This window comes from Frankia sp. Cppng1_Ct_nod (genome assembly GCF_920656135.1).
Classification (GTDB): Bacteria; Actinomycetota; Actinomycetes; order Frankiales; family Frankiaceae; genus Protofrankia; species Protofrankia meridionalis.
The window spans coordinates 1-12,441 of sequence record NZ_CAKKTK010000047.1 but is presented as its reverse complement, the minus strand read 5'-3'; the positions used below and the strand labels follow the sequence as shown (position 1 = coordinate 12,441).

The following is a 12,441-nucleotide window of genomic DNA, read 5'->3' as shown; positions in this document are numbered from 1 at the left end:
TCATAATGATCAACATGGCGCGCCGCAGCCTCGGAAGTTCACGACTGTCCGTCACGTGTTCTCCGTGAGGACGGCGCGTACCTTCCGCAGGAGCTTGCGTTCGTCGGAGTAGGCGAGCAGGCCCGGAACTCTCGCCAACGGCACCCACGCCACCTCGGCCACCTCGACGTCAGCGTCCGACAGCTCCCCGGCCGTCCGCAGCAGAAGATAGTGGTGGACCGTCTTGTGCACGCGTACCCGCCCGGCCACGAACCAGAAGTCGATCGTGCCGAGCCGGCCAAGGACCCGTCCGGTCACGCCAGTCTCCTCCGCCACCTCCCGTACCGCTGCCTGCTCCGCGGTCTCACCGTCTTCGACGTGGCCTTTCGGCAGCGACCACAACAGTCGGCCCCGACGGTCACGGCGTGCGATCAGCGCGGCATTGGCCATTTCTGAATGGTCGTCGAGAACGAGCCCGCCCGCCGAAGTCTCCTCCACCCGGCGCAGTTGCCTGCGAGGGGAGGTCGGGAGCCGCGACATGGGCTGATCGTACGAGTCTCCCCGATGGCCCCTCCCGGCATGCGACGGTGCCCACCGGCAGCCCACGGCAGCTGCTCGGATGTACCAGGAAGGCCCTCCCCACGGCCCTCCCCATGGCGCCGCCGACCGCTGCCGACCGCTGCCGGGAGGTAATTGTCTGCGATGCCTGGAGCCTGCCCGATACGCTGAGGAAGTGTCGGTGATCTGCCTGGACAACCCACGTGACTCCGCGGAGCGAGCTGTCAGCGCCCTGCTCAAGGTGCCCACACCCGCCGATGGTCTCGGACGGGTCTTCGCCGCGGCGGGCCACAGCCTGCACCTCGTCGGCGGATCCGTCCGGGATGCGTTGCTGGGCCGGCTGGACGCCGCGGGGAACACCGGCGCCGACCTCGACTTCGCCACCGACGCCCACCCCGAACGTGTGCTTGAGATCACCCGTGGGTGGGCGGACGCCGTCTGGGAGGCGGGGATCGCCTTCGGCACGGTCGGACTGATCCGCGCCGGGGTCCGGTTCGAGGTGACGACATACCGCACCGAGGCATATGACCGGACGTCGCGAAATCCGACGGTTGCCTACGGTGACACCCTGGAAGGGGATCTCGTCCGCCGGGACTTCACCGTCAACGCCATGGCGGTGTCCGTACCCGGCCACGAGTTCGTCGATCTGTTCGGCGGCATGGCGGACCTCGCACGCAAGGTGCTGCGCACTCCCGGATCCCCGGAGGCGTCCTTCGACGACGACCCGCTGCGCATCCTGCGGGCTGCCCGCTTCGAGGCCCAGCTGGGGCTGGAGCCCGTACCCGAACTGATCGCGGCGATGCGTTCCAGGACTCCCCGACTGAAGATCGTATCGGTTGAGCGCATCCGGGACGAGCTGCGCAAACTCATGGTCTCGCCGGATCCCTCGGCCGGGCTCGCGCGGCTCGTCGACGTCGGCGTCACCGACATCGTCCTGCCCGAGCTGCCCGCGCTGCGGATGGAGATCGACGAGCACCACCAGCACAAGGACGTCTACACCCATACCCTCACCGTGCTGCAACAGGCCATCGCGCTGGAGGATCCGCCACCCGACGGCGGCCCGGACGAGGTACTGCGCTGGGCGGCCCTGCTGCACGACGTCGGCAAGCCGCGGACCCGCCGACACATCCCCGGCGGGGGCGTCTCCTTTCACCACCATGAGGTGGTCGGGCGCGATATGACCCGCAAGCGCCTTGCCGCGCTGCGGTTCCCCAAGGATGTTGCGGACGCCATCACCCTGCTGGTGTTCCTGCACCTGCGCTTTCACGGCTACGGCCGCGGCGAGTGGACGGACGCGGCGGTGCGCCGGTACATCCACGACGCGGGACCGCAACTGTCCCGCCTGCATAAACTCGTCCGCTCGGACTGCACGACACGCAACCGGCGCAAGGCCGAGATGCTGGCGGCGACGTACGACGCCCTGGAGGAGCGGATCGCTCGGCTGTCCGAGCAGGAGGAGGTCGCCTCGATCCGTCCGGAGCTGTCCGGCGACGACATCATGGCGTTGCTCGACCTGCGTCCCGGCCGGCTGGTGGGGCAGGCACGGGCGCACATGCTCGACTTCCGTTTCGAGGCGGGCCTGGTCGGACGCGAGGCAGCCGAGGCGGAACTGCTCCGCTGGGCGCGGGAGAACAGCGTCCCCATCCCCGGCGAGCCGCCCGAGCCGCCCGAGCTCAGCGTCCCGCCGGGCGAGGTCCCGCCGGGCGACGAGGCCTGAGTCCCCCGGTTCCGTCTCCGCGGGTCGTGATTCTCGGACTCCGCAACCGCTATTGGTAGCCGTGCGGATACACGGCCGGAGTCCCGCGGCCGGCTGACGTCGGAAAACGGCCAGCATTATGCAACCAAACCGGGTGTTTCACTATCCGGTGACCCGCTTCAGCTGGTGGGCGACGCCCCGTCGGGCTCCCCGAGGCGATCCTGCCTCCCCGGGTCGCCTCGGGGAAAGCACCGGGATCCGGAATCCAGGGTTCGGCGGGTGGTGTCGACCCAGCACCAGCACCAGCCCCGGTCGGAGCGGGGACGGGCGACACAGGTGATTTCACCGGGCTCCGCAACCGCATGTCCGTGGTAGGCATGTGTAACCCTGGGTGTCGGCTTGAGTGTACGTCGGGTTGTTGTGGGGCGAGAATTCGGTTTCCCGTTCCTGTCCGGAGATCTGGGGGAGTCGAATCCACCGAGGATGACGGATGGGCGATTGTGAAGCACGAGTGGTCCGTACCCCGGCGGAGACCCCGGCGGAGGAAGCTTACTGTAAGTAGTCATATATATTTATCAAAAGAACGTAATTCCGTGCTCGGGGGGGCCTCGTGACCACGTCCCAGGAGCAGGTCGCGCGCCGGGAACCGTCCCGATGGCCGGCCGCCGAGCCCGATACGACCCCGGTTCCCGGACCCGTCGACCGGCGGCTTGCATGGCGACCCGGCTTCGTCTCGTTTCTCCTCGTCTTTGCGGTCTTCGGCGTCTTCGCGTGGTGGGCGTGGGCCCGTGACCACAGCTTCGGCTTCCTCGGCTGGATCGCCACCGTGGTCTGGACGCTGCCGGTCGCAAACACGCTCCTGGGCCTGTCCGGGGGTCTGCTCACGACTGCCCGCCTGCGACGTCACCGCGGATTGCCCCCGACCGCGGCGATCGTTCACGACCTGCTGGTGGTGGTCGTACCCACCATCGGACGACGAGACATCTACCCCGCTCTGGAACGGGTGGTCGGGTCGTTCTGTGATTACCTGCCGGATTACTTCCCGTATCTGCGGGTGGACGTGGTCATCGAGGAGGGCTGCGAGGCCTACGAACAGATCGTCTCGTTGGCGCAAACGAGTCAGCTGATCCGCGTCGTCATAGTGCCTCGCAGTTACCGCACCCCCAACGGCACCCGTTTCAAGGCCCGGGCGAACCACTACGTCCACGAGTTACGCCACGCCGAGGGTGAGGCGAGGGACGACGTATGGGTGTTGCACATGGACGACGACACCGGCGTCGGCCCCGATACCTCCGATGCCCTGGCCCGGTTCATCAATGCGCAGTGGTTGGCTGGTGAGCAGGCCTGCCATCTCGCCCAGGGCGTGTTGAGCTACCCGCGGGAACATGCCGTGAACCGGCTGATCTGGCTGGCCGACGCGGTCCGTCCGGGTTGTGACATCAGCCTGTTCGCCGCCACGACCGGACGCGGCATGCCACGTGCCGGGCTTCACGGGGAGCTGTTACTCATCCGTGCGTCCGTGGAGGCCACGATCGGCTGGGACTTCGGCCCTCAGGCCATTGTCGAGGACGCCGAGTTCGCGCTGCTCTTCTGCGATCGTTATTCACGCCGCAGCGACTGGTTCCCCGGATGTTCCTACGGCGCATCACCGGCGACCGTCGGCGACTTCGTCCGGCAGCGGGAACGCTGGGCCTGGGGCCTGTTCCTGCTCGCGACCAAACGCTCCGTCCCACTGCGCCGCCGGCTGCTCCTCCTGCACAACGTGGTGATCTGGGCGTGTGGGCCGATCCAGCACCTGGGGGTGATTCTCCTGGCCGGCGTCCTGCTCGGCGACACCGACACCTCCCCGGTCAGCGCTGTGCTTCTGCCGGTGTGGGCGCTCAACATGGCGTACAGCGTCTGGCTGTACTGGGAAGGCATGAAGATCAACGTGCGGGCGTCGACCCAGTCCCGGCGCCGGTGGTGGGAACTGGTCTGCCTGGTGAGCCTGATACCGCTGTTCTCCCTGGTGGAGGCCGTCGCGGTGTTCCGGGGGCTGGTGCGTTTCGTGCGTAACGGCGAATCGACCTTCACTGTGATCGCGAAGCCGATGTGATCATTTTCGGCAGGCTTCCGGTACTGGGAGCCCTTCTTGTCACGCTGGCCGGGGTCGCCTCGGCCAGCGGTTGCGCCACTGCGCCCGCCGATCGCGTTCCCGCGTTCCGGCCGGCCCCGCAGGAGTCGGCGTCGGTGGGGGTGGTGCCCGCGGGCGGCGGTGTCGCATCCACAGTGACCGAACCTCCAGCGTCCGGCCCGAGGGTTGCCTTCCCGTGGCGGCCCGGACGGCCCGAACTCGGCGTCCAGGTCTACTGGGCCGACAACGCCGCCGAGTCCCCCGAATTGGTGCGCCTCAAGGCCCGGCGGATCGTCGACTACGTCGTTGGCCTGGACGCCAACGCACTCTGTGTCTCCTTCCCCTTCTTCATGGACACGGTCAGGTCCAGCGCTGTTCACGCCGGTCCGGGTACCCCCACACCGGACCGGCTCGCCATCCTTCTGGACGAGGCGGCACGCGTCGGACTGCGGATCACTTTTCGTCCGACCCTCGACGAGAAGAACCTCGTCGAGGCCAACCCGCTGGACTGGCGCGGCACGATCAGACCGGCCAGCAGGGATGCCTGGTTCGCCTCCTACCGCGACTTCATCGAGCCCTACCTGACCCTCGCCCAGCGCCAGGACGTCGCCACGGTGGTACTCGGTACGGAACTCGGTTCGCTGGAGAGCGATCCGCGCTGGAAGGGGCTGGCCGCTCATACCCGGACGGTGTTCACCGGCGAGACCGGGTACGCGTTCAACTGGGACGTGTTCGTGCACACCAATGTCGTCATGCCGGTGGACCGTGTCGGAGTGGACGCCTACCCGGAGCTGGCTCTGGGGGACGACGCCTCGGTGGACGAGCTGGCCGCCGCCTGGAATACGTGGCTGGACAAGAAGGCACCGGGCGCCATGCCGAACCTGTTGCTGTACGAGGTGGGGGCCCCCGCGCAGTCCGGCATCTACCGGCACCCGGCGAATCCGTACAACAACGGCACGCCGCTGAACGAGGTTGTGCAGCAACGGTGGTTCGCCGCCGCCTGTCAGATGGCCCGAGGACGGACCCTGGCCGGTCTCTACTGGTGGCGGGTGGACTTCCACACCGATCCAGGCATCGCGGACCCGCTGCGGGACCGGCACGAGTCGTTCATCGGCCGTGCGGCCGAGCAGGTCATCCGGGACTGCTTCGGGGTCTGGGGGGCGGTTCGCTGACCGTCTCCCCGTCCCGCGCGGTGACCGGCGTGTGCGGTCTCGCGGTATTTGCCGTGATGCTGCAGAGCACCGGAGGATTCCGCGCGGAGCTGCTCGGCGCTGACATGGTGCTGGCCGTCGGCGGCTACCTGACCACCCGCACCCTTCTGGACGCCGCCTGGTCGCATCCAGACGTCCGGATGCCGCTGGGTGCCTGGTACCGGGACCATTTCAAGCAGCGGGTTCCCCTGCTGCTGTTCACCCTCGCCGTGACACTGGGTCTGGCCGTGGCGCTGAGCCCACCGGCACAGGCCGGCCACCTCGGGATGGCTGCGATCGCCGGTCTGGCGCATCTTGGGAACTGGTTCGACCTCGCGTTGCGGACAGGGTTCGTCGGCTCGGACGGCGACTGGTACGCGGACCGTCCCGGTCAGATCGACCCGTTGGGCCTGCTGTGGTTACTGGGACTTTTCGAGCAGTTCGCCCTGGTATGGCCAGTGCTACTGGTGGGTATTTGGTGGGTGGCCGGACGCTTCGGTGGCCGGTCCGGGGGGACGTCGGATGCCGGGCCGTCGGCGACGGAGCGGATGGCGTGGCTGACCGTGACGCTGTGCCTGCTACTCGCCGGCGTCGCCTGCCTGGTGGGTCCGATGCGGGCCATGGCCGGCGCGGATCTCACGGAACTGGCGTTGGGTACCCATGTCCGGGCAGCGGAATGGCTGCTGGGCGCCTGCGCCGCCGCCCTGGTGGTGGCCGTGCGGGCGCGGGGCGGAGACGAGCTGCCCGCAGACTCCCGGGGAACCCGAGGGTCCTGGTGGCCCACGGTCGCCGGGGTGATCGTGCTGGCCGCGCTGGTCATCAACGCGATGTTCGCCACCGCGCGCCCCGCCGACTGGCTGCGTGCCGCGGGGCCGACCCTGGCTGCCGGCTGCGTCGCGCTACTGCTGGTGATCGTCGACCGCCCCGCCCAGCCTCGTCCCGGTTCGCTCCAGTGGCTGCTCGGCCAGGGCGGACCCGTGGAACTGGGCCGGATGGCCTATCCGCTGCTTGTCCTGCACCTGCCGGTGTTCTGGCTGCTGGGTCACGCCGTTGCGCAGGCGCGGTCGTATGCGCTGCTGGTGGTCGGCGGAGCGCTTGCCTGGCTGGTCGGATTGCTGCTGCAGGACGGGGTGGTCGGGCGGTTGCGGGCGCGCCGCTGGTGGGTGGGACGGACGGCATCGACGCTCGTGGCGGCTTACGCGGCCATCGCCGCCGGTGGTTTCTGGCTGCCGGCCGTGGTCGACGGACAGCTACGCACCGGGAAAGCGCCGGTCGCTCTGGTGCTGGGCGGGTCGTTCGCGGGTGACCTGGCCTCGGCGCTCGGTGGACACGGCTCCGGCCGCTATTCGGTGGTGGACGGTTCGCTGCCCGGATGTGGGCTGTTCTCGGTGCCGTCTCCGGCAGCGCCGCACGCCCGCGTCACCGCGGACGCGCAGTTGCCGGTGTCGGCACCGGCGCGTTCGGCGGGGTGCGTGGACTGGGAGCGGCAATGGCGCTCGATGATTGACAAAAGTCGCCCGGACATCCTGGTTGTGGACCTCAGCGGGGATGCGGCGGCGCGTCCTGATCATGCCACAGTCGTTTCTCCGTGCGATGTGGCCTATCGGCACGACTACCGCGAGCGCCTGGCCGCGGCCGCCCGGATATGGGCACAGGCGGCCCCGGGCCGACCGGTGCTGCTGGCCGACACCCGCAGTGTCACGGGGGATACCGATCCGCAGTCGAGCCGTTGCTACAATGCGCTCATTGTTGAAGCTGTTGCCAGATATCCGCAGGTGCTGCTCCTGGATGTGGACGCGGCGCTGTGCACGGCGGGCCAGTGCTGGACCCGGACGGCATCCGGTCATCCGTTCTATTTCGACGCGGTTCACCTCACCCCTTCCGGGATGCACGATCTCGCCCCCTGGCTGGAGTCGGCGGTCAACCGGGCGCTGGGGTCCGACCAGGCGGTCATCGGATGAGTGGGACGAACGGTTCCCTGGAGAACATCTGCGATCCCCTGTTGGACGAGGACCCGCGGACCATCGGTCCCTACCGGATTCTTGGACGGTTGGGAGCCGGCGGGATGGGCCGGGTCTATCTCGGGCAGTCCCGGTCAGGGCTGCTGGTTGCCGTGAAGACGGTGCGGACGGACAGGGTGGAGGAGTCGGGTTTCCGGACGCGTTTCGCGCGTGAGGCGGCTGCGGCCCGGCAGGTCAGCGGCGTGTACACGGCCGCCGTGGTCGACGCCGACGCTGCCGCCGAGATCCCGTGGCTGGCCACCGCGTACGTGCCCGCACCGTCCCTGCAGCTGCTGGTGCGTCGGGTGGGCCCACTGCCGGTCGGCTCGGTGATGTGGCTTGCGGCCGGGATCGCCGAGGCGTTGGACTCCATCCACCGGGTGGGGCTGATCCACCGGGATCTGAAGCCGTCCAACGTGCTGGTGACCAGGGACAACCCCAAGGTCATCGATTTCGGGCTGGTCCGGTCGGCGGACGGCGGCGTGCAGATCACCCAGGCGGTGATCGGAACGCCCCAGTACATGTCACCGGAGCAGGCGCTGGACACCGCGTCGGTAACCCCGGCCACCGACGTCTACTCGTTGGGCGCCACCTTGTTGTACGCGGCGACCGGCCGTCTTCCCTATCAGGGAGACACTCCGGTGAACGTGCTGGCCCGGCTCCTTTCCCAACCCCCGGACCTGTCCGGGGTACCGCAGGAGCTGACCGGCGTGATCCGCCATTGCATGCAACGCGATCCGACGCTGCGGCCCACCCCGAACCAGCTGCTGGAGTCCATCGGGGGGACCTGGCTGCAGGCACCGGGTGGTTTCGGGGCGGAGCACTGGCTTCCGCAGGAAGGCCACGACCTGGTGGACTCCTTCGAGCGGCGGCGGCGGCCGGACAGCCGCGGCGGTCCGTCCGGAAGCGGTCCGTCCGGAAGCGGTCCGTCCGGAAGCGGTCCGTCCGGAAGCGGTCCGTCCGGACGCGGTGCTGACATCTCCGGGGCGAACACGTCCATCACCCGTCAGGCCAGGACCCCGTCAGGACCGTCAGGACCGTCAGTCCGGTTCCAACCGTCCCGTGACCTTCAGCCGTCCCGCCACCTTCAGGGGAAGGCCTCAACCCCGTCGCCACCGTCGTCCCCCCTGGCCCCACCGACACCGCCGCTGTCACCGGAGGAGCTTTTCCCCGACGCCCTCACCGACCGGGCCGGTACGGGTGGCGCAGAACCCGTGCGGGTGGGCCGCCGGACGCTGCTGCGGCTCACCGGCGGCGTGGCGGTGGGTGCCGCGGTCGGGGCGGGCGTCTGGGGTGCGGGCCGGCTGCTCGGCTCCACCGGCACGCAGAGCGGTCCGCGTCCGTGGGTGTTCACCACCGGGGCCGAGGTGTACTCCTCCCCGGCGGTCGCCGGGGGAGTGGTCTACATCGGCAGCAATGACGCTCACCTGTACGCCGTCGATGCCGTCACCGGCAGGGAACGCTGGCGCTACCGGACCGGTGGGGCGGTGACGTCCTCCCCGGCGGTTGCCGGTGGGCAGGTGTATGTCGGCTGCAACGACTCCCACGTCCATGCGGTGGACGCGGGGACCGGACAGGCCCGCTGGACGTTCCGCACGGGTGCGGTGATGCATTCCTCCCCGGCGGTTGCCGGCGGTGTGGTCTACATCGGTTGCCGGGACCGCAACCTGTATGCGATCGACGCTGTCACGGGTACCGAACGCTGGCGGTTCACCGGAGGCGACTGGTTCAACTCCTCCCCGACCGTCGCCGACGGCGGGGTGTACGTCGGCTGCCGGGACCACAACATCTACGGCCTGGACGCCGTTACCGGCAAGAAACGCTGGCAGTACACCACCGGCAGCACGGTCGACTCCTCACCCGCGGTGTCGGGTGACATGCTCTGGATAGGTGGTGACGACCACGACGTGTACGCCCTGAACGCGAGGAGTGGGGCGTGGGTGTGGCAGTTCACCGCGGGCAACGGTGTGGTTTCGACGCCGCTGGTGGTCGACGGGGTGGTGTACGTGGGAAGCGACGACGCCAACCTGTACGCGTTGGACGCCAGCACCGGCCGGGATCGCTGGCGGTTCGCCACCGGTAACGGCATCCGATCGTCACCTACCGTGGCGAACGGTCTGGTCTATGTGGGCAGCCGAGACCGGAACGTGTACGCGGTGGACGTCATCACCGGGGAGGTGCGCTGGCGGTTCGCCACCCAGGGCCCGGTGGACGATTCCTCGCCGGTCGTGGTGGACGGCCTGGTGTACGTCGGCAGTCTGGATCACCAGGTCTATGCGCTGAACGCGGCGACCGGCGCCGGCCCGTAGAACCTGTCTGGTGGATCTTCGATCGGGTGGATCGGCGCCCGGACGACGTCCTACCGGACATTCGGCGGAGACATCCGCCCGGCGTGTGCGGCGAGAAGGAGCGCGGTACTCGACGGGTGGACCACTCGGAGGCCGTCGTAGTCGGCATAATGGGTGCCGTCTTCATTGCGGCTGGTGAGGATCCAGAAATGGTCACCGTCGCCGTCGAATCGTTCGACCGCGTCCGTCCAGGCCGCATAGACCTTGTCGCGGGTTGCCGCATCAGCCTGCCAGCCGAACTCCTCGAGTACAGCCGGTTTGTTCGCCGCGTGGGCGTCGCGGATGTGGTCGCGTATCCACCGGGTGCCCCAGGCAGGATTTTCCTCACCCCAGTGCTGCTGGTAGAGGTGAAATGTGCCGTAGTCGATCGTGGGCAACGAGATGAGCCGATTCCATGCCACGCCCTCGTTGTCGGAGTACGGGTATTGCGTGTCGCCTGAGCGGCCGTAGAAACCTTCGTCGCCCACCGCCACCAGCTGGCGGGGTGCGAGCCGTTTGACATGGCGGCTCATCTCGTCGACCCAGGTGACCAACGTGTTACCGGATCTGTCGGACGGGCAGCGTGGCTCGTTGGCCAACTCCCAGGTCATGACGGTCGGCTCGGAGTCGTACCGCACGCCCGTGTACCGGTTCCGCCGGTTGATCACATGCTTCACCCAGGCCTTGTAGCAGTCCTTGATGTCGCGGCGGCGGAAGAAGTCATCGTGCTCGGCGGAGAACCAGTTTGCATACTGGGGGATCCCGCCGAAGTCGCCCCAGTTGTTCGTCAGCACGATCACGAGCCGCAGTCCGAGCTGGCCGGCCTTGAAGACGGTGTAGTCCAGATACTCGAACCCGTCCTCGTCATAGGTGAACGGCTCCGGCTGCAGCACCACGCCGTCCGCCGGAGTACCGTCGAGGAAGCCCCAGCAGCGGATTACCCGCAGGCCGATGGCGGCGGCGTCGTGGAGCACGCAGTCGGCCATGTACCGGCCCTTGTAATGCAGGTAGTAGTTGTTGGTGCCGCCGAATCGGAATCGCCGGCCGTGCAGGGCGAAGTCACTCCCGCGGACGGTGACGAATCCGCGGGGCACGTTGCCGACCGAGGGTCCGGCGTCCGCCGGCACTCCCGGTCGGCCGGAGTCTGTCGCCACGGGATGATTATGCTACGTACCCAGTCTGATCCGGCGTATCCGGTTGTTGCTGTTGTCGGAGATATAGAGGTTGCCGGCCATGTCGAGGCCAAGGCCGTTCGGGGTCGCGAGGTCCGCCTGGGTGGCTGGTCCGCCGTCGCCGGAGAAGCCCTGGATGCCGGTGCCGGCGATGGTGGTGATGGTGCCGTCGGTGGTGACGCGGCGTATGCGGTTGTTGTCGGTGTCGGCGATGTAGAGGTTGCCGGCCGCATCCACCACCACACCGCCCGGGTTCGCGAGGTGGGCCTGGGTGGCTGGTCCGCCATCGCCGGAGAAGCCTTCTGCTCCGGTGCCGGCGATGGTGGTGATGGTGCCGTCGGCGGTGACGCGGCGTATCCGGTTGTTACCGTTGTCGGCGATGTAGAGGTTGCCGGCCGCATCCACCACGACACCGCCCGGTTTCGTGAGGTGGGCCTGGGTGGCTGGTCCGCCGTCGCCGGAGAAGCCCTGGATGTCGGTGCCGGTGCCGGTGCCGGTGCCGGCGATGGTGGTGATGGTGCCGTCGGTGGTGATCCGGCGTATGCGGTTGTTGTCGGTATCGGCGATGTAGAGGTTGCCGGCCGCATCCAGCGCCATGTCGGTCGGTTTTGCGAGGTGGGCCTGGGTGGCTGGTCCGCCGTCGCCGGAGAAGCCCTGGATGCCGGTGCCGGCGATGGTGGTGATGGTGCCGTCGGTGGTGACGCGGCGTATGCGGTTGTTGTCGGTGTCGGCGATGTAGAGGTTGCCGGCCGCATCCAGCATCACATCGGTCGGAGTCGCGAAGTGGGCCTGGGTGGCTGGTCCGCCATCGCCGGAGAAATCGTACTTGCCGGTGCCGGCGATGGTGGTGATGGTGCCGTCGGCGGTGATCCGGCGTATGCGGTTGTTGCCGGTGTCGGGGATGTAGAGGTTGCCGGCCGCGTCCGGTACCGGGTCGTCCGGCTTGGTGAGCCCGGCCTGGGTCGCAGGTCCGCCGTCGCCGGAAAACCCCGAGGTTGCGGTGCCGGCGATCGTCCCGATCGTTGCAGGCTCGGGTGATCTGTTGGTGACGAGCATGGCTGTGACCAGCGCGGAAACCGTCAGAACGCCCAGTGCGACGATGATGATCCGACGGCGCCGTTTCCGGCGGCGCTCGACGTTGTTCGACGGTCTGTCCGCGATCGGCCGAGGCTGGTGGGGGATCTCCCCGGTTTTGTCCATCGATCGGTCGATGGCCGGGTTCGGGACCGGAGGAACGGGTCGCGAGTGTGTGGGCGGCCGGTTCGCTGGCCGGTTCACCGGGTGGGTGCTGGCCGGGTCACCGGCATGGTGGTTCGTGCCTGCTCTACTCGTGCCTGCTCTACTCGTGCCGGTTCTGCTGGCGGGGTATCTGGCCGCGTCGCGGAGCTCGTCGGCGATATGCAGCG

The 12,441-nt window shown here is 68.5% G+C and carries 9 protein-coding genes; 6 read left to right on the top strand and 3 right to left on the bottom strand.

Going from position 1 to position 12,441, the window contains the following annotated elements:
* Positions 1-51: 51 nt before the first annotated feature.
* The gene (locus tag NBW77_RS14260; protein ID WP_165486360.1) at positions 52-519 is read right to left on the bottom strand and encodes an NUDIX hydrolase; all 468 of its coding nucleotides are present in this window, start codon (positions 517-519) and stop codon (positions 52-54) included.
* A gap of 199 nt (positions 520-718) precedes the next feature.
* Between NBW77_RS14260 and NBW77_RS14255 the strand changes: the two genes are divergently transcribed.
* The 5 genes from NBW77_RS14255 to NBW77_RS14235 all read left to right on the top strand — a co-directional run bounded on the left by NBW77_RS14255 (position 719) and on the right by NBW77_RS14235 (position 9,845).
* Entirely contained in the window at positions 719-2,254 is a 1,536-nt protein-coding gene (locus tag NBW77_RS14255) for a CCA tRNA nucleotidyltransferase (protein WP_250279870.1), read from the top strand.
* A gap of 589 nt (positions 2,255-2,843) precedes the next feature.
* Positions 2,844-4,328, top strand: a complete 1,485-nt coding sequence (locus NBW77_RS14250) for a glycosyltransferase family 2 protein (protein WP_131749456.1) — start codon at positions 2,844-2,846, stop codon at positions 4,326-4,328.
* On the top strand, positions 4,325-5,518 hold the full coding sequence (locus NBW77_RS14245; RefSeq protein ID WP_250279869.1) for a glycoside hydrolase family 113: 1,194 nt from the start codon (positions 4,325-4,327) through the stop codon (positions 5,516-5,518). The genes NBW77_RS14250 and NBW77_RS14245 overlap by 4 nt, the downstream gene beginning before the upstream one ends.
* A gap of 29 nt (positions 5,519-5,547) precedes the next feature.
* Entirely contained in the window at positions 5,548-7,497 is a 1,950-nt protein-coding gene (locus tag NBW77_RS14240) for an SGNH hydrolase domain-containing protein (protein WP_131749452.1), read from the top strand.
* The gene (locus NBW77_RS14235) at positions 7,494-9,845 is read left to right on the top strand and encodes a serine/threonine-protein kinase (RefSeq protein WP_250279868.1); all 2,352 of its coding nucleotides are present in this window, start codon (positions 7,494-7,496) and stop codon (positions 9,843-9,845) included. The genes NBW77_RS14240 and NBW77_RS14235 overlap by 4 nt, the downstream gene beginning before the upstream one ends.
* Before the next feature lie 50 nt (positions 9,846-9,895).
* Here the strand turns inward: NBW77_RS14235 and NBW77_RS14230 are convergent, their stop codons facing one another.
* Positions 9,896-11,017: a glycoside hydrolase 5 family protein gene (locus NBW77_RS14230; RefSeq protein WP_131749448.1), complete on the bottom strand. Its 1,122-nt coding sequence runs from the start codon at positions 11,015-11,017 to the stop codon at positions 9,896-9,898.
* A 12-nt stretch (positions 11,018-11,029) separates the two neighbouring features.
* Positions 11,030-12,235, bottom strand: coding sequence for an NHL repeat-containing protein (locus NBW77_RS14225; RefSeq protein ID WP_250279867.1), 1,206 nt, complete (start codon positions 12,233-12,235; stop codon positions 11,030-11,032).
* Positions 12,236-12,245: 10 nt separating this feature from the next.
* On the opposite strand from NBW77_RS14225, the gene NBW77_RS14220 reads away from it, so the two are divergent.
* A partial coding sequence (locus NBW77_RS14220) for a hypothetical protein (protein ID WP_250279866.1) occupies positions 12,246-12,441 on the top strand: 196 nt, incomplete at its 3' end.

Coding starts and splice junctions, on each gene's coding strand:
- NBW77_RS14260 (WP_165486360.1), bottom strand. CDS start 519: ATGTCGCGGCTCCCGACCTCCCCTCGCAGGCAACTGCGCCGGGTGGAG.
- NBW77_RS14225 (WP_250279867.1), bottom strand. CDS start 12,235: ATGGACAAAACCGGGGAGATCCCCCACCAGCCTCGGCCGATCGCGGAC.
- NBW77_RS14235 (WP_250279868.1), top strand. CDS start 7,494: ATGAGTGGGACGAACGGTTCCCTGGAGAACATCTGCGATCCCCTGTTG.